Below are 15337 nucleotides of genomic sequence, written 5' to 3' on the forward strand. Positions count from 1 at the left end.
GCGACGCCGATCAGCTCGTGCCGCCGCCGGACACCGCCGCGTGGTGGTCGGACGCGGACTGATCGGGTTCGCACGCACGCACCGGGTGCCGGTACAGCACGCTGGGCCACCACATCACCCGGCCCACGTCCAGGGTGAGCGCGGTGACCAGGATCGAGCGGACCACGATGCTGTCCAGGAGCACGCCGAGCGCGACCGCGAAGCCGATCTCGGCGAACGTGACCACCGGCAGCGTGCCCAGGACGCCGAACGTGCTCGCCAGCACCAGACCCGCCGAGGTGATCACGCCGCCGGTGGCGCGCAGCCCGATCAATGCCCCCGGCCGCGCGCCGTGCCGGGCGGTCTCCTCACGCACCCGGGTCATCAGGAAGATGTTGTAGTCGATCCCGAGCGCGACCAGGAAGACGAACACGAACAGCGGCAACGACGTGTCGGCGCCGGCGAAGCCGAAGACGTACTCGAAGACCAGCGCACTGGCACCGAGCGCCGCGGCGAAGGACAACACGACGGTGGCCACCAGGATCACCGGCGCGGCCACCGCGCGCAGCAGCAGGGCCAGGATCACCAGGACGGCCAGGAGCACGAGCGGAATGATCCACTTGTCGTCGTGCCGCTGGGCCCGGGCGATGTCGATGTTCACCGCGGTGGTACCGCCGACCTCGGCCGCCGCGTCCGGTACGGCGTGTGCCAGGTCGCGCAGTCGCTCGACCGTGCGTTGCGCGGCGGTGCCGTCCGCGCCGTCCCTGAGCGTGGCGTCGATCTCCACCAGCCCGTTCCGGGCCCGGACCTGGTGCGCGGGCAGCACCCCCGGGTCGGTGGACAGCGCCGCGACCACGGCGCCGGCCGCCGGTTCGCGGGCGATCACCACGACCGGGGCGCCGGAGCCCTGCGGGAAGTAGCGGGCCGCGACCTCGGCCCCCTTGATCGACTCCGGGTGCCCGATGAAGGTGTCCTTGTTGCTGAGCCCGTCGGCCTTGAGCGCGAACAGGCCGAGCGAGAGGGCGGCCAGCGCGAGGCTCGTGCCGATCCACACGATCCGCGGCCGCCGGGCGATCCCGTTGCCCATCCGGGCCCACAGGCCGGTGGCGGCCGGGTCGGCGGTGCCGTGTCCGGGCCGGACCGGCCAGAAGACCCATCGACCGCAGATCACCAGCAGGGCGGGCAACAGCGTGACCATCGCGACCAGGCCGACCAGGATGCCCAGCGCGCACACCGGACCGAGCCCCGAGGTCGAGTTCATCCGCGCGGCCAGCAGGCACAACATGCCCACGCCGACGGTCGCGGCGCTGGCGAGCAGCGCGGGTCCGGCGCGCAGCAGCGCGTGCGCCATCGCCTCGTGTCGGTCCTGGTAGCGGCGCAACTCCTCGCGATAGCGCGCGACCAGGAGCAGTGCGTAGTCGGTGCCCGCCCCGAAGATCAACACGGTCAGGATGGCCGCGCTCCGGGCGTTGACCACGACCACGTCGTGCTTGGCGAACAGGTAGACGAAGGCCTGCGCGCCGAACAGCGCCGCCACCACGGTGAGCACCGGCAGCAACCACAGGGTGGGGCTGCGATAGGTGAGCAGGAGCAGCACGATCACCACGGCGAGCGCGCTGTACAGCAGTACGCCGTCGATGCCCTCGAACGCCTTGCCCTGGTCCGCGCCGATCCCGGCCGGGCCGGTCACGTAGGCGTGCAACCCCGGCGGTGACCCCTCGGTGATCGTGTCCACGTCGTCGACGACGTCGATGAACTCGCTCCAGCCGACCTTCGGGTCCATCTCGATCGGCGCCGGCACCTGGGCCGCGCGGCCGCCGGGCTCGAAGGTCGGGTCGGCGATCGGCCCGACGACGCCCGGGGTGTGCCGGATCCGCTCGGTCTGCGCCAGGATCGCGGCGCGGTCCGGCTCGCTCAGCCCCGCGGTGCGCTCGTAGACCACGACCGCGGTGACCGTGTCGACGTCCTGGAGCCGACTCTGCAGCTTGATCACCTTGGTCGACTCGGCCGCCCCCGGCAGCCACGCGGACGCCTCGTTGCGCTCGACGTCCGGCAACTTGCCGGCGAGCGGGAACGCCCCGACCAGCAGCGCCACCCACACGATCAGCACAACCCACTTGGATCGCCGCCCACAGGGCCAAGCGGCCATCGCCTTGACGCGCTCCATGGTCCGGTCCCCTCGCCACGAACAACGCTCGTCACACAACGCCGGTATGTGTCTCCCGAGACAAAGATCGACACACCACGTCGCCGAACATGACGGAGCGTCAAGGAAAGCTGACGAGGCATCAGGAGGCGTCGGCGCGACGTCGGTTCGACCCGGACAGCGGTCTCGGCCGGCCACCGGCATCGGTCGTTCGGGCATGTCGGCCGACGCACGCGGGCCGGGACGGGCCCCTCGGGCGGGTCGAGGGCCCCGGACCGGACCGGCGTCAGCGGGTGAAGAGGATGCCCGGGGCGCCTTCCCGGCGGACGGAGACCGAGCCGTAGCGGGCCTCCAGGCGCAACCAGGCGCCGCAGGAGAGGATCTCCACCCGCGCCTCGGGATCGGGTGGGCCCAGGAAGCCGAACGACTGGGCGGCGTGCGCGGCGCGCAGCGGGAGCCGGCCGGTCATCGGTCGGGTCCAGATGTCGGCGGCGATTCGGTCGAGTTCGGCGCGCGGCAGGCCGGGCTCGGTGCGGGCTCGGAACTCCGCGACGCCGGCGGCCACTTCGCGGGCCAGGTCGAGCACGGCGAGCTCGGCGACCCGCTCCCAGCCGGTGCGCGGCGGCAGCAGGCCGGCCCACCCGGGCCCGGTCACCGACTGCGGCAGGGTCACGCTCGCGTCGTCGGTGATCGCGTCCAGGAGTTGTCCCGCGGACACGGTCGCGTCCACTGTCGCGGGCCCGGCCAACTCGCTCGCACGCAGCGTGATCACGCCCGACGCGGCCTCGCCGAACGGCGGGTGGCCGAACGTACCGAGCACCGGGCCCTCGGCCCGCACCCGCACCACCGCGCGGCGGTCGTAGCGCAACAGTCGGCTCAGGTAGCCGCCCAGGTCCGCGGCAACGGCGGGATCGGCGAAGCGCAACACGGTCATGGGCGGACCGGCCGCCCCTCGGGCTCGTCCCGCGGCTCGACGAAGCGCTCGAGGTAGGCCCGCTCCTCCGCGGTCAGGCGCCGGGGGCGCTGCTCGTCGAGCGAATAGGGCACCAGTACCGACAGCGCCGTCGCGTACACCTGCTCGTCGTCCTTGATCTCGTAGGCGAGCGTGAACCGGGCGGCGCCGATGTGGGTCACCCACGTCTCCACCCGCACCGGCTCGGCACGCCACACCAGCGGCCGTTTGTAGTCGATCTCGTGCCGGGCGATCACCACGCCGTCGGAGAGCGTCTTGGCCCCCTCGCGTTGCCCGAGGGTGAACATCATGTCCACGCGCGCCTCCTCCAGGTAGCGGAGGTACTGCACATTGTTGATGTGCCGGTAGGCGTCCATGTCGGACCACCGAAGCGTCGCCTGGTAGATGTGCCTGGCCACGTGCCCAGCCCTCTTCTCTGTTCCCGTGTCGATGCGTCCCGAGTGCCCGAGCGCGTGCCGGCCGGGGGACGCCGGTGGCCTGCCGTATGCGGGCATACGACAGGCCACCGGTTACGCCGTGCCGACCGCGTGGGTCAGTTGCGCTTGAGCTTCTTGTAGGTCGCGCGGTGCGGCCGGGCCGCCTCGGCGCCCAAGCGCTCGATCTTGTTCTTCTCGTACGACTCGAAGTTGCCCTCGAACCAGAACCACTTCGAGTCACCCTCGTAGGCGAGGATGTGCGTGGTCACCCGGTCCAGGAACCAGCGGTCGTGCGAGACGACCACGGCGCAGCCCGGGAACTCCAGGAGCGCGTTCTCCAGGCTGGACAGGGTCTCGACGTCGAGGTCGTTGGTCGGTTCGTCGAGCAGCAGCAGGTTGCCGCCCTGCTTGAGCGTCAATGCCAGGTTGAGGCGGTTGCGCTCACCGCCGGAGAGCACCCCGGTGGGCTTCTGCTGGTCCGGGCCCTTGAACCCGAACGCGCTGACGTAGGCCCGGGACGGCACCTCGACGTTGCCGACCTTGATGTAGTCCAGGCCGTCGGAGACGACCTCCCACAGGTTCTTCTTCGGGTCCAGGCCGCCGCGCGACTGGTCGACGTAGGAGACCTTGACGGTCTCGCCGACCTTGATGTCGCCCGCGTCCGGTGTCTCGGCGTCGATCAGCATCTTGAACAGCGTGGTCTTGCCCGCGCCGTTCGGACCGATGATGCCCACGATGCCGTTGCGCGGCAGCGTGAAGGACAGGTCGTCGATCAGCAGCTTCTCGTCGAAGCCCTTGCTGAGGTGGTCCACCTCGACCACGACGTTGCCCAGGCGCGGACCCGGCGGGATCTGGATCTCCTCGAAGTCCAGCTTCCGCATCTTGTCCGCCTCGGCGGCCATCTCCTCGTAGCGGGCCAGGCGCGCCTTGCTCTTGACCTGGCGGCCCTTCGCGTTGGAGCGGACCCACTCGAGCTCGTCCTTGAGCCGCTTCTGCCGTTTGGCGTCCTTCTGCCCTTCGACCTTCAGGCGGGTGGCCTTGGTGTCCAGGTAGGTGGAGTAGTTGCCCTCGTAGGGGTGCAGCCGACCGCGGTCGACCTCACAGATCCACTGGGCGACGTTGTTCAGGAAGTACCGGTCGTGGGTGACCGCGACGACGGTGCCGGCGTACTTCTCCAGGTGCTGTTCCAGCCACTGGACGCTCTCCGCGTCGAGGTGGTTGGTCGGCTCGTCCAGGAGGAGCAGGTCGGGCGCTTCGAGGAGCAGCTTGCACAGCGCCACGCGGCGCTTCTCGCCACCGGAGAGGTTCACGATCGGCCAGTCGCCGGGCGGGCAGCCCAGCGCGTCCATGGCCTGTTCGAGCTGCGAGTCGAGCTCCCAGGCGTTCGCGTGGTCGAGCTGGTCCTGCAGCTCGCCCATCTCGGCCATCAGCTCGTCGGTGTAGTTGGTCGCCATCTCCTCGGCGATGGCGTTGAACCGGTCCAGCTTGCCCTTGATCTCCTTGACGCCGTCCTCGACGTTCTCCAGCACGGTCTTGGACTCGTCCAGCGGAGGCTCTTGCAGCAGGATGCCGACGGTGTAGCCGGGGGACAGAAACGCGTCGCCGTTGGACGGCTGTTCCAGCCCGGCCATGATCTTCAGAACGGTCGACTTACCCGCGCCGTTCGGGCCGACGACGCCGATCTTGGCTCCCGGCAGGAAGCTGAGCGTCACGTCGTCGAGGATCACCTTGTCGCCGTGCGCTTTACGCGCCTTGCGCATGGTGTAGATGTACTCAGCCATGCGTCCAAGCCTATGGTCTGCCGGGCAGTGCCCGTGCATGGGTGCCCGCAGGGCGCGCGATCGTCGGCGCCGGGTCGCGGGATTTCGGCGCCGGCCGCGCGATCGTCGGCCGCGGGACTCGTCGGCCGGGCGGGCGGGACCCTCGTCCTCGCCCGCCGGACCGGCCCGCGACGGTGGTGCCGGGGACGACGTCGGGCCCCGACGCGCCGGCTGCGCGTCGGGGCCCGACGGTTATCGGTGTGGTTCGATCAGCGGCGCCCGAATCAGGCGGCGGCGCCGTCCGAACCGTTGTTGCGGCGGCGCATGTAGAACACCAGACCGCCACCCGCGAGCAGGAGCGCACCGGCGCCGCCCAGGATCGCGGGGGTGTTGCTGCTGTCGCTACCGGTGGCGGCCAGGTCCGGACCCTTCGGGTTCACCGGAGCCGGCGTCCCGCCGGTGCTGCCGCCCGAGGTACCACCGGTGACACCTTCGGTGGCGCCGGCCGTCTTGCAGTCGAGCGTGCCGGTGAACTCCTTGGCGGTCTTGCCGTCGGGGCCCACGATGGTGATCTTGTAGGCCTGGTCTTCGGCGACCTTGACGACCTGCTCGACCGACTTGCCGGCCTCGACGGTGGTTTCCTTGCCATCGAGCTTGAACTTGTACGACTCGTCACCGGAGTTCTTGACGGTGACCTTGACCCCGCCGTCGACGCAGTCCTTGGTGGCGTTGATCTCCGGGAGCGGGCCCTTGCCGGGGTTGCCCCACTTGGCGATCGCCTTGTCGGAGGTCTGCACCTTCTGCTTGTCCGCGACGATCAGGAGCTGGCTGGTCGACCCGTCCTTGTTGACGCCCTGGAAGACCCGACCCGCCTGCACGGTCGACTCACCGGCGACCTGGAAGGTCTGGCTGCCCGCCTTGGTGGCCTTGGAGGCGTTCACGTAGAGCTTGTCGCCGTTGCCGACCTTGTCGACCGGCTTGCCGTCGGCGTCCACCAGGGTGGCCTTGGCGTCGGCGTCGCCCTCGAGCAGCTTGGCGTTGATCGACTTGCCCTCGGCGTTGGTCTTGACCTCGAACGGGCCGATGCCGGGCTTGTCGTTGATCTTGCCGGCCTTCTCGCCCGGGGTCACCGAGAGCGAGACGGGAGGCTCGGTGACGTCGCCCTTGTTGGCGTCGCCGACCAGGTACTTGTAGAGCTTGACGATGTCGCCGTCGTTCTTCTTGCTCTCGTCCAGCTTCTGGCCGTCGGTGAAGTGCCAGATGGCGGCCTGCGTGGCGGCGGCGGCCTCGCCCTCGGTCAGCTCAGGAGCGCCGACCTTCGCGCGAACGGCCCCCAGGTCCACCGTCGGGAACGAGTTCAGGAGCACCCACTTGACCTTGGCCTTGTCGGCCTTGGTGCCGAAGGAAGTCTCCTTCCAGCCCGACTCGTCGTACTTCGCCTCGTCACGAACGAGCGTGTGGAAGTCGATGCAGTAGGTGCGCAGGATCTTGCCGTCGACCTCGAGCTTCAGGATCGAGGCACGCTGCGACTTGTCCTTGCCCTGCAGGAAGATGTCCGCACCGACATCGCCGCCCTTGTAGACGCCCTTGGCGCCTTCCGCACTGGCCGCACCCGCGAAACCGATCACGCCGGCCGCCGCCAAGCCGCCGGCAATGACCATGGCCGACAAGCGGGTGGCCGTCCGTCCCGGTGTACGGAACATGTGGTGGTCCCCTCGAAAATGTATGCCGACTCGCGCGGCGCATGGTTCCCCCGAGCGGGGCGCGAGTAAAGAACCGTTGAATGGTATGAGCAGTCGGGCCACCTCTCGCGACCCGGGGTACTCATTTGTTTCACGTTCTTTACCTCGGGAGAAGATCCACGTCGAGGATGTCAATTCGCATATCGGGAAGTCGACAAGTCTTCGACGGATATAGCCGCCTATGGGGTGCGTCAAGCCGCTTAGGCGCTGATCAGGGCCATCTCATCCGCTATGGATTTGTCAAGGTTCACAACCGACCGAATCGGTCTTTTTCGTGATCAATGCCTTGTCTCGGGCGTTATTCGCCTTCATGATCCGGCTTTTTCCACCCTCCCATCCCATCGGTTGAGGGACATACGACGGTTGGTCTGGTTTGACGCGGATCGCCCTCGCTCCGAGTCGTCACAATTCTGTTCCAGATTCGTTCCCGAAACCGCCTTGAATTATCTCCGCCATCAACAATGAATGGCTTTCCCGAACACGCGAGCACACGGCGCGACAATTCACGCGGCCTCCTCCGCGCCGACGGACGCGGGATCGGACCCGATCGCGAGGGTGCCCTGCTCCGCCCCCGAACCCACCGCGACGCCGTCCGCCACCACCGACAGACGCGCAGGCCGACCCACCCGCCGAAACTCCGCGACCCCGCGGGCGAGGTCGTGTCCCACCGAGGACGCGTCGATCTCGGTGACCGTCCACCACCGCCCCTCGCGCTCCCACTCGCGCACCCGCAGCCGACCCGTGACCACCAGAGGGTCGCCCTTGTCGATCGAACTCGTCACGTTCTCCGCCAGGCCCCGAAAGCACACGACGGTGTAGAACGACGCGTCCCCCGACACCCACGTCCCCGTCTCCCGATCGAAGCGCCGGGGCGACACCGCCATCCGGAAGCGGGCCAGGGGCACACCCGCCTGGGTCATCTGGACCCGGACATCGCTCGCGGCGTTGCCGATCACCGTCACGTACGTGTCCACGCTTGCCTCCTGTGTCGCCGCGGGTCACGGCGTGCCGCACGACATCGCCGTCCGCCCTCGACGATCCGGCACCCGGCGGTCGACCGGCGGCGAACCGGGACGGGCTGTGGACAACTCGGCCCCTGTGCACAACGCCACATCACCCACGTGAGGGACGGCCCCGGCCGCCCGTCGCCCACGTGGGTGACACCGCCCCCGCCGCGCCCCCAACCCGCCCCTCACCCCCGCCGCATCGGCTCCCGAGCCGCCACGAAATACCCGTACGCCTCCCGATACCGCGCCAACTCCCCCTCCGCCGGCTCGACCAACAACCGATCCGCCACCTCCCCCACCCGCGACCGCAACGCCGCCGCCACCTCCGCCGTCCGCCGATCCGCCGCCGTCCGCGCCACCCGGCGCGCGCCCCATACCCCCGCCACCACCAGTACGAGCCCCGCCACCACCACCCACCACGAGGCCGGCATCCCGAACCCGCGCGCCATCGACCCCCCGGCCCGGGCCGAGCCCGCACCGACCACCCCGGCGACCACCGCGATCACCCCGACCCACTGCGCGCCCACCGCGACCCGCACGCCGGGCGCCGGCGGAGCGGCCTCCGGCGCGGCCCCCGTCAGCACCGCGTGCAACTCGTCCGGCAACCTCCGCAACCCCTCGGCCGACACTCGATGCACGCCGCCCACCCACCGCTCGGGCAACCCCCGCGTCCACCTCGCCCCAGCCCGCCGGATCACCCGCTCGGCCCGATGCATCTGTACCGGCGCGGGCCGCGTCGCCGGCCGCCGCACCCGACGACCCGACAGCGGCCCACGCGGCACCCGCGACCCCTCCCCGGCGGCCACCGCGAGGACCGCCACCCCGGCCGCGTCGCACAACCCGTCCACGAGCGCGTCGCGGTCCTCGGCGGTGAACCCGTCCAGGTCCGGCGCCGCACCGGCGAAGTACGGCTCGAGGCGTTCGGTCAACGTGTCCAGATCCGCGGCCAGCCGGGTCACCGACGCCTCGCCGGGTCCGGCCGCGGCCACCACCACCCGGCGCAGCTCGGCGATCCCGATCCCGGTCTCCGGCGACGTCGCCAGCACCCGTGCCTCGGCGAGCCCGTCCGCCGCCAACAGCGCCCGCACGTCGGTCAGGCAGGCCGCGAGGTCCCCGGCCGGCAGCCGGTCCGCGTGGTTGAGCACCACCGTCATGCCGGGCCCGTGGTGCCGCAACGGCCGCAGGTAGCGGTCGTGCACGATCGCGTCGGCGTACTTCTGCGGATCGAGCACCCACACGATGTGATCCGCGACCGCCACGACCGCGTCCACCTCGGCCCGGTGCGCGAGGTCGATCGAGTCGTGATCGGGCAGGTCGAGCAGCACCAGGCCGGCCGGCATCCCGCCGCCTCGGCGCGCGTCCAACGAACCGTGCCGGGCCACCCGGTGCGCCGGTTCGATGCCGAGCAGGTCCAGCAACGGCGCCGCGCCCTCGGGATCCCACGCGCACGCCAGCGTGGTCCGGGTGGTCGGCCGTTCGGCGCCGGTGTCCGCCAGCCGCAACCCGGTGAGCACGTTGAACAACGACGACTTGCCTGCGCCGGTGGCGCCGGCGAGCGCGACCACGGTGTGCCACGTGGCCGTGCCCAGCCTGGTCTCGGCATGGCCGAGCAGGTCCTCGATCAAGGCGAGATCGGTGCCGGGCAGCCGATCCCGGGCCAGCGCCGCGGTGCGATCGAGCGCGGCCAGCCGAGCCATCAGCCGCCCCGCCTCCTCGGTCCCACTCGCGTGCCGGGCCCGACGCACGGCGAACCGATCGACATCCTGCCCACCGGCGGTCACCCGAGCCCCCGCTCGGAACCGGACCGCACCCCGACCCGCGTCTCGCGGCGGCGCACCCGAGCCGGTCCGCCGCACCGCGTACGACCCGACTCCCGCGCGAGACCGGTACGCGGCCCCTGCTCGCTCCCGGGCCGCGCCCCGCCGCCCCTCACCCGCTCCTCCGCACCACGTCGAGCGCCTCGATCAACCCGGCGTCGGCCCGGTCCGGCAAGAGCGCCACCGCCGCCACCCGCCGCGCGCGCTCACCGTCCAGCGCCGCCGCGACGACGGCGCGCAGCTCCCGATGGAGGTCCGTGATCAGCCGCGCGGCCGGCTCGGATCCGATCCGGACGCCGAGCCGCCCCGCCGCGTCGCGGCCGATGCCGGGCCCGAGTTCGGCGCCGCCGACCGCGGCGATCAGCGCGAGGGGCTCGGCCCGGTCCGGCCACGCGAGCGGCCCGGGCCCGAGCCGACGCACCCCGCCGCGCGGCAGACACCCCGCCGACCGCTCGGCGCCCCGCGCGAACGCGTCCGCCACCAGCGCGTCCAGGCTCTCCAGCACCGCCCGCGCGGCCCCCGCCTCGTCCCCCTCGTACCAGCGTCCCGCCGCCGCGCCGCGCAACAACGACCCGTCGTCGAGCGCCCGCAGCGCCCATCGCGAGGTCGCCGCGTACGCCCGATCCACGCACTCGCGCGCCCGACCGGCCGCCTCGTGCTGCCGCCCCACCGCCTGCGCGAGCGGCGGCACCCGCCGATCCAGGCTGTGCAACAGCCCGCCCAGGGTGCGCCGGACCACCGCGGCCCGAGCGTCCGGATCCGCGCCGCGCTCGGCGAGCCACGTGCGGATCGGCACCACGTTGCGCTCGGGCAATCCGACCCCCGGCTCGGTCTCCACGATCGGGTACAGCGGCACGTCGCCCAACCCGGCGTGCCGCAACAACCGGACGTAGTCGGGCCGGACCCGGTCGAGTACCTCCGCCGGCACCCGGTTCAGCACGATCGCCAGACGGGTGTCGCGATCGCGCGCGAGCCGGAGCAGGTGCCACGGCGCGGCGTCGGCGTAGCGCGACGCGGTGGTGACGAAGATCCACAGGTCGGCGGCGCCGAGCAGGCGAACCGCGATCCGCCGGTTGTCGGCGGAGACCGAGTCGATGTCGGGCACGTCCAGCAGCGCCATCCCGGGCGGCACCCGCTCGTCCAGCTTCAGGTCGATCCCGGGTTCCGCGGCGAACCAGTGCCGGTCCCCCGACCGACACACCAGGACCGGCACCCGGGTGGTCGGCCGGAGCGAACCGGCCACCGTGATCTCACGCCCGACCAGCGCGTTCACCAGGGTGGACCGACCCGCGCCGGTGGACCCGCCGACCACCGCGAGCAGCGGCGCGCGCGGCACCGCGAGCCGGGGCAGCACGTAGTCGCCGAGTTGGTCGATCAACTCGCGACGGGCCAACCGCGCCTGCACGGCGCCGGGCAGGTCGAGCGGGAAGCACGTCGCCACGACCTTGTCCCGCAGGTCGGCGAGGGCTGCGGACAGGGTGTCGCTTCCCATGATCACCACGGGCGACCAGTGCCCGAATTGTCCGCATTCCCAACGTGCCGCCGCGGTTACAACGCGACGGTCACTCCGTCGGCGGAGGACCGCTGCGCCGCCTCGATCGTCTCCAGGACGGACACCGCCTCCTCGATCGCCACCGGCGGCGCGCCCTCGCCCCGCACCGCGCGCGCGAACGCGGCGTAGTAGTCCTGGTAGGCCCCCGGCTCCGTCTCCACCGGCACGGTGTCCCCGGGCGTACCGAGCCTTCCCCACGCCGTCGGCGGCTCGGTCCCCCACCCGGGCGTACCGACCTCGGACCCGGCGCGCAGCAGTTCCTCCTGCGGGTCCATCCCGAACTTCACATACGACGCCTTCGAACCGAGCACTCGAAAGCGCGGTCCGAGGTCGGCCGCCGCCGCGCTCATCCACAGGTGCGACCGCACCCCGCTCGCGTGGGTGAGCGCCACGAACGAGTCGTCGTCCACGAGCGCGCCGGACCGCCGGGCGGACAACTCGGCGTACACGTGGGTGGGTCGCCCGAACAGCGTCACCGCCTGGTCGATCAGATGGGTCCCGAGGTCGTACAGGATCCCGCCCAGCGCCGCCGGATCGGCCTGCTCCTTCCACCCCGAGGTCCGCACCTGCGGTCGCCACCGCTCGAACCGCGACTCGAAGCGGTACACCTCACCGAGCCGACCCTCCTCGACCAACCGCCGCACGGTCCGGAAGTCGCCGTCGAACCGACGGTTCTGATACACCCCCAACACCCGCTCGCACCGCGCCGCCGTCGCGGCCAGCGCCCGCCCCTCGGCGGCGGTCCCCGCGAACGGCTTGTCCACCACCACGTGCAGCCCGGCCTCCAGCGCGCGTTCCGCCAGCGGTACGTGGAAGCGGTTCGGCACGGTGATCACCACGAGGTCGAAGTCACCCGCGCGAGCGAACATCTCGTCGGTCGTCCCGATCACCTCGGCCTGCGGATGCCGCTCGTGCGCCGTCGCCCGGCGCTCCGGATTCCCGGTCACCACGGCGGCCAGTTCCAGCCCCTCCGTGGCCTCGATGACCGGTGCGTGGAAGGCCGAGCCCCCTACGCCGTAGCCGACAAGTACAGTCCTTGTGGGACCCACTGCGCCTCCCTCTGCCCGATTCGGCCCTTCTCTGATCACATTCTGGCCGCCAACTGCGTCTGATCAGGTAACGGTGACCGCCGGAACGTCGGTGAGGCATGCACACGGCCCTATTCTGTTGTGCCGCGACCGGATCCAGTGCAAGATCCTGATTCGCCCACGCCCTCGTAGCTCAGTGGACAGAGCAGGTGCCTTCTAAGCACTTGGTCGCAGGTTCGAGTCCTGCCGGGGGCACCGTCACGTCGCCGTCCGCCGCCCGCACCCCCGGGCGGCGTCCGCGCAGGTCAGCGCCTTGGTCTGGAATGTCGTGCCGCGCCGAACCGGTTCGGCGCCGGCCGTCGGCGGGCCGATGGTGTCCGACCGTCACCGTGCTTGCGCGGGCGGTGACAGGACCCGTGCGACGACCGCACCCGTGCGGCGATATGACCCCTTCACACTCTTTGCGCGACGTGGACCGCCGGCCGAAAACACACCGGCCCCGGCGCGTGCGCGATCCGGCCCGACGGGTCGCCCGTGTGCTCAGGCGGCCGGGCCGTTCTGGCTCAGGGCGAACGCGGTGGCCTGGAGCGCGATGGCGGCGAGGGACAGCGGCAGGGTGATCGTGACGCGACGGCCGCCGGGGCGGCGGGGACGGCGGACCAGGGCGATCAGGGCCGTCACGAAGCTGAGCACGAACAGACCGAAGACCCAGGGAAGTCGGGTGCCGTACCAGTCGCGACACGTCTGGTTGGCGCAGGATTCGGTGGCGCCGCCGAAGCCGATCAGGACGAACAGATCGACCATCGCGACCACGACGAAGAGGAACAGGCCGACGACGAACGCCGCCGCGCGGGCGAAGCCTTCGCCATTGCTGCCCGGGGTGGGAGGCGTGTAGGTCATGCGGATCACGCTAGGCGGCGGGTCCGACGCGAACATCCGTACAGCTACTCACTTCCGCGCTCCACCCACCCGGGCGGCACCCGCCGCGCACCGGACACACCGGACCTGTCGAACACGGCGAACACACAGGGCGCATCCGCCCCGACCGCCCCGTCCCGGCCCGGCCTCCCCTACAACACCACCACCAACGGCGTCCCGGTCCGAGGGTGCGTCCGGATGTCCGTCTCGATCCGGTACACCCGCTCGATCGTCGGTGCCGTCAGAACCTGCGCCGGCGTGCCGGTCGCCACCTCCCGGCCGTTCGCCAGCAGGCAGATCCGGTCGCAGAACATCGCCGCCAGGTTGAGGTCGTGCAGAGCCACCAGCACGCTCACGCCCAGCCGACGAACCAACCGCAGCAGCGCGAGCTGGTGGTGGATGTCGAGGTGGTTGGTCGGCTCGTCCAAAACCAGCAGGCCCGGCTGCTGTACCAACGCCCTTGCCACCAGCGCCCGCTGCCGCTCACCGCCGGACAGCAGCGCGAACGCGCGCTCGGTCAGGTCGGCGAGTTCGAGCAGTTCCACCGCCGCCGCCACGATCGCCCGGTCGGTCGCGTCATCCGGGTCGAGCAGGCCCTTGTGCGCGGAGCGGCCCATCGCGACCACGTCCCGCACGGTCAGCGGGAAGTCGGTGGGCATGTCCTGGAGTACGGTGCCGATCCGGCGCGCGGCCCAGCGCGCCGAGTGCGTCCACACGTCCTCGCCGTCCAGGAGCACCCGGCCCGAGGTCGGCCGGTTCACCCGGTACACGCTGCGCAGCAGGGTCGACTTGCCGCTGCCGTTGGGGCCGAGCAGCCCGACCACCTCGCCGGGCTCGACGGTCAGCGACACCGCGTCGACCAGGGGCCGACCGCCGATCGCGAAGGTGACGTCGTCCAGGACCAGGCGTGCCGCGGGCCCGGTCATCGTGCGCCCGCTTCCCGGCGCGCGTCCCGGCGCAGCAGCCAGACGAAGAACGGGCCGCCGACCAGCGAGGTCACGATGCCCACCGGCAATTCCTGCGGCGCGAGCACCGTACGCGCCACCAGGTCGGCGCAGATCGCGAACACCGCGCCGAGCAGCGCGGCCACCGGCAGCGCGCGCCGATGATCCGCGCCGACCAGCAATCGCACCACGTGCGGCAACATCAGGCCGACGAAGCCGATCACGCCGCTGACCGCGACGACGACCCCGGTGAGCACCGCCGCGAGCAGGAACATGCCCTGCCGAAAGCGCTGGACGTCCAGGCCGAGCGCGGCCGCGCTCTCCTCGCCGGCCAGGAGCAGGTTGAGGTTGCGCGCCTGGAGCAGCAGCACCACCAGGCCGATCGCGAGCGCGAGGGCCGGGACGAGCAGCAGCGTCCAGCGGGCCGAGCCGAAGCCGCCCAGCGTCCAGAACAGCACCTGGGCGGCGAGTTGCGGATCCGGTGAGGTCAGCACGAGCAGGCTGGTCAGCGAGGACAACACGGCGCTGACCGCGACGCCGGCCAGGACCAGTCGCACGGCGGTGACCCGGCCACCGGAGCGGGCCACCGAGAAGACCACGAGCAGGGTGATCAGTCCGCCGGTGAACGCGGCCGCGTTCAGGGTGAGCGCGCCCAGCGACAGGCCGCCGATCGACGCGACGCCCCAGCGCATCACCAGGACCGCGCCGGTGGCCGCGCCGGAGGAGACGCCGAGCACGTCCGGCCCGGCCAGCGGGTTGCGCACGATCGCCTGGATCACCATGCCCACCACGGCCAGCGTCGCGCCGACGACGGCGGCGAGCAGCACCCTGGGCAGCCGGGTGTCGGCGATGATCAGGTCGTGTGCGCGGCTCCACGACGGCCGCACCCACGCGTCCCCGCCGATGCGATGCGCGAGGATGCGCCACGTCTCCGACCAGGGCACCGACACCGACCCCACCAGCAGCCCCGCCGCGGCCGCCGCGAACAGCGCGACGAGGAGGCCGCCGACCACCAGCGGAAGGCGGACCCGGCCGCCCGGGACGACCTCCGGCCG

The 15337-nt window shown here is 71.6% G+C and carries 12 protein-coding genes and 1 tRNA gene; 1 reads left to right on the forward strand and 12 read right to left on the reverse strand.

Features of this window, described 5'->3' with window-relative positions; all coding sequences use genetic code 11:
* Positions 1-10 precede the first annotated feature (10 nt).
* The 9 genes from OG948_RS12790 to OG948_RS12830 form a co-directional block, all read right to left on the reverse strand.
* Complete coding sequence (locus OG948_RS12790; RefSeq protein ID WP_406296314.1) at positions 11-2146, reverse strand: MMPL family transporter; 2136 nt, start codon at positions 2144-2146, stop codon at positions 11-13.
* Between the two features lie 265 nt (positions 2147-2411).
* On the reverse strand, positions 2412-3059 hold the full coding sequence (locus tag OG948_RS12795; RefSeq protein ID WP_406296316.1) for a hypothetical protein: 648 nt from the start codon (positions 3057-3059) through the stop codon (positions 2412-2414).
* Positions 3056-3496 carry an acyl-CoA thioesterase gene (locus OG948_RS12800; RefSeq protein ID WP_406296318.1) on the reverse strand — a complete coding sequence of 147 codons (441 nt, stop codon included), beginning with the start codon at positions 3494-3496 and terminating at the stop codon, positions 3056-3058. Before OG948_RS12800 ends, OG948_RS12795 begins: the two co-directional genes overlap by 4 nt.
* A gap of 134 nt (positions 3497-3630) precedes the next feature.
* On the reverse strand, positions 3631-5295 hold the full coding sequence (gene ettA, locus OG948_RS12805; RefSeq protein ID WP_406296319.1) for an energy-dependent translational throttle protein EttA: 1665 nt from the start codon (positions 5293-5295) through the stop codon (positions 3631-3633).
* 263 nt (positions 5296-5558) lie between these two features.
* Entirely contained in the window at positions 5559-6977 is a 1419-nt protein-coding gene (locus tag OG948_RS12810; RefSeq protein ID WP_406296320.1) for a thioester domain-containing protein, read from the reverse strand.
* 542 nt (positions 6978-7519) lie between these two features.
* Positions 7520-7990, reverse strand: coding sequence for a single-stranded DNA-binding protein (locus OG948_RS12815; protein ID WP_406296322.1), 471 nt, complete (start codon positions 7988-7990; stop codon positions 7520-7522).
* 218 nt (positions 7991-8208) lie between these two features.
* Positions 8209-9720 carry a GTPase gene (locus OG948_RS12820; protein WP_406296324.1) on the reverse strand — a complete coding sequence of 504 codons (1512 nt, stop codon included), beginning with the start codon at positions 9718-9720 and terminating at the stop codon, positions 8209-8211.
* 232 nt (positions 9721-9952) lie between these two features.
* Complete coding sequence (locus tag OG948_RS12825) at positions 9953-11332, reverse strand: ATP-binding protein (RefSeq protein WP_406296326.1); 1380 nt, start codon at positions 11330-11332, stop codon at positions 9953-9955.
* 56 nt (positions 11333-11388) lie between these two features.
* Positions 11389-12441, reverse strand: coding sequence for a Gfo/Idh/MocA family oxidoreductase (locus OG948_RS12830; protein ID WP_406296328.1), 1053 nt, complete (start codon positions 12439-12441; stop codon positions 11389-11391).
* 161 nt (positions 12442-12602) lie between these two features.
* Here OG948_RS12830 and OG948_RS12835 point away from each other — a divergent pair.
* Positions 12603-12675: transfer RNA gene (locus OG948_RS12835), tRNA-Arg, on the forward strand.
* 285 nt (positions 12676-12960) lie between these two features.
* Here OG948_RS12835 and OG948_RS12840 read toward each other — a convergent pair.
* From OG948_RS12840 to OG948_RS12850, 3 genes are all read right to left on the reverse strand, one after another.
* The gene (locus OG948_RS12840; protein ID WP_406296330.1) at positions 12961-13320 is read right to left on the reverse strand and encodes a hypothetical protein; all 360 of its coding nucleotides are present in this window, start codon (positions 13318-13320) and stop codon (positions 12961-12963) included.
* 170 nt (positions 13321-13490) lie between these two features.
* Positions 13491-14264: an ABC transporter ATP-binding protein gene (locus tag OG948_RS12845; protein ID WP_406296332.1), complete on the reverse strand. Its 774-nt coding sequence runs from the start codon at positions 14262-14264 to the stop codon at positions 13491-13493.
* Entirely contained in the window at positions 14261-15295 is a 1035-nt protein-coding gene (locus OG948_RS12850) for a FecCD family ABC transporter permease (RefSeq protein ID WP_406296334.1), read from the reverse strand. The genes OG948_RS12845 and OG948_RS12850 overlap by 4 nt, the downstream gene beginning before the upstream one ends.
* Positions 15296-15337 lie beyond the last annotated feature (42 nt).

The organism is Embleya sp. NBC_00888, from assembly GCF_045207655.1.
Classification (GTDB): Bacteria; Actinomycetota; Actinomycetes; order Streptomycetales; family Streptomycetaceae; genus Embleya.

What these genes read in the sequence shown, in the direction of transcription:
- OG948_RS12790 (WP_406296314.1), bottom strand. Translation starts at nt 2,146, where the DNA reads ATGGAGCGCGTCAAGGCGATGGCCGCTTGGCCCTGTGGGCGGCGATCC.
- OG948_RS12795 (WP_406296316.1), bottom strand. Translation starts at nt 3,059, where the DNA reads ATGACCGTGTTGCGCTTCGCCGATCCCGCCGTTGCCGCGGACCTGGGC.
- ettA (WP_406296319.1), bottom strand. Translation starts at nt 5,295, where the DNA reads ATGGCTGAGTACATCTACACCATGCGCAAGGCGCGTAAAGCGCACGGC.
- OG948_RS12810 (WP_406296320.1), bottom strand. Translation starts at nt 6,977, where the DNA reads ATGTTCCGTACACCGGGACGGACGGCCACCCGCTTGTCGGCCATGGTC.
- OG948_RS12820 (WP_406296324.1), bottom strand. Translation starts at nt 9,720, where the DNA reads ATGGCTCGGCTGGCCGCGCTCGATCGCACCGCGGCGCTGGCCCGGGAT.
- OG948_RS12825 (WP_406296326.1), bottom strand. Translation starts at nt 11,332, where the DNA reads ATGGGAAGCGACACCCTGTCCGCAGCCCTCGCCGACCTGCGGGACAAG.
- OG948_RS12840 (WP_406296330.1), bottom strand. Translation starts at nt 13,320, where the DNA reads ATGACCTACACGCCTCCCACCCCGGGCAGCAATGGCGAAGGCTTCGCC.
- OG948_RS12845 (WP_406296332.1), bottom strand. Translation starts at nt 14,264, where the DNA reads ATGACCGGGCCCGCGGCACGCCTGGTCCTGGACGACGTCACCTTCGCG.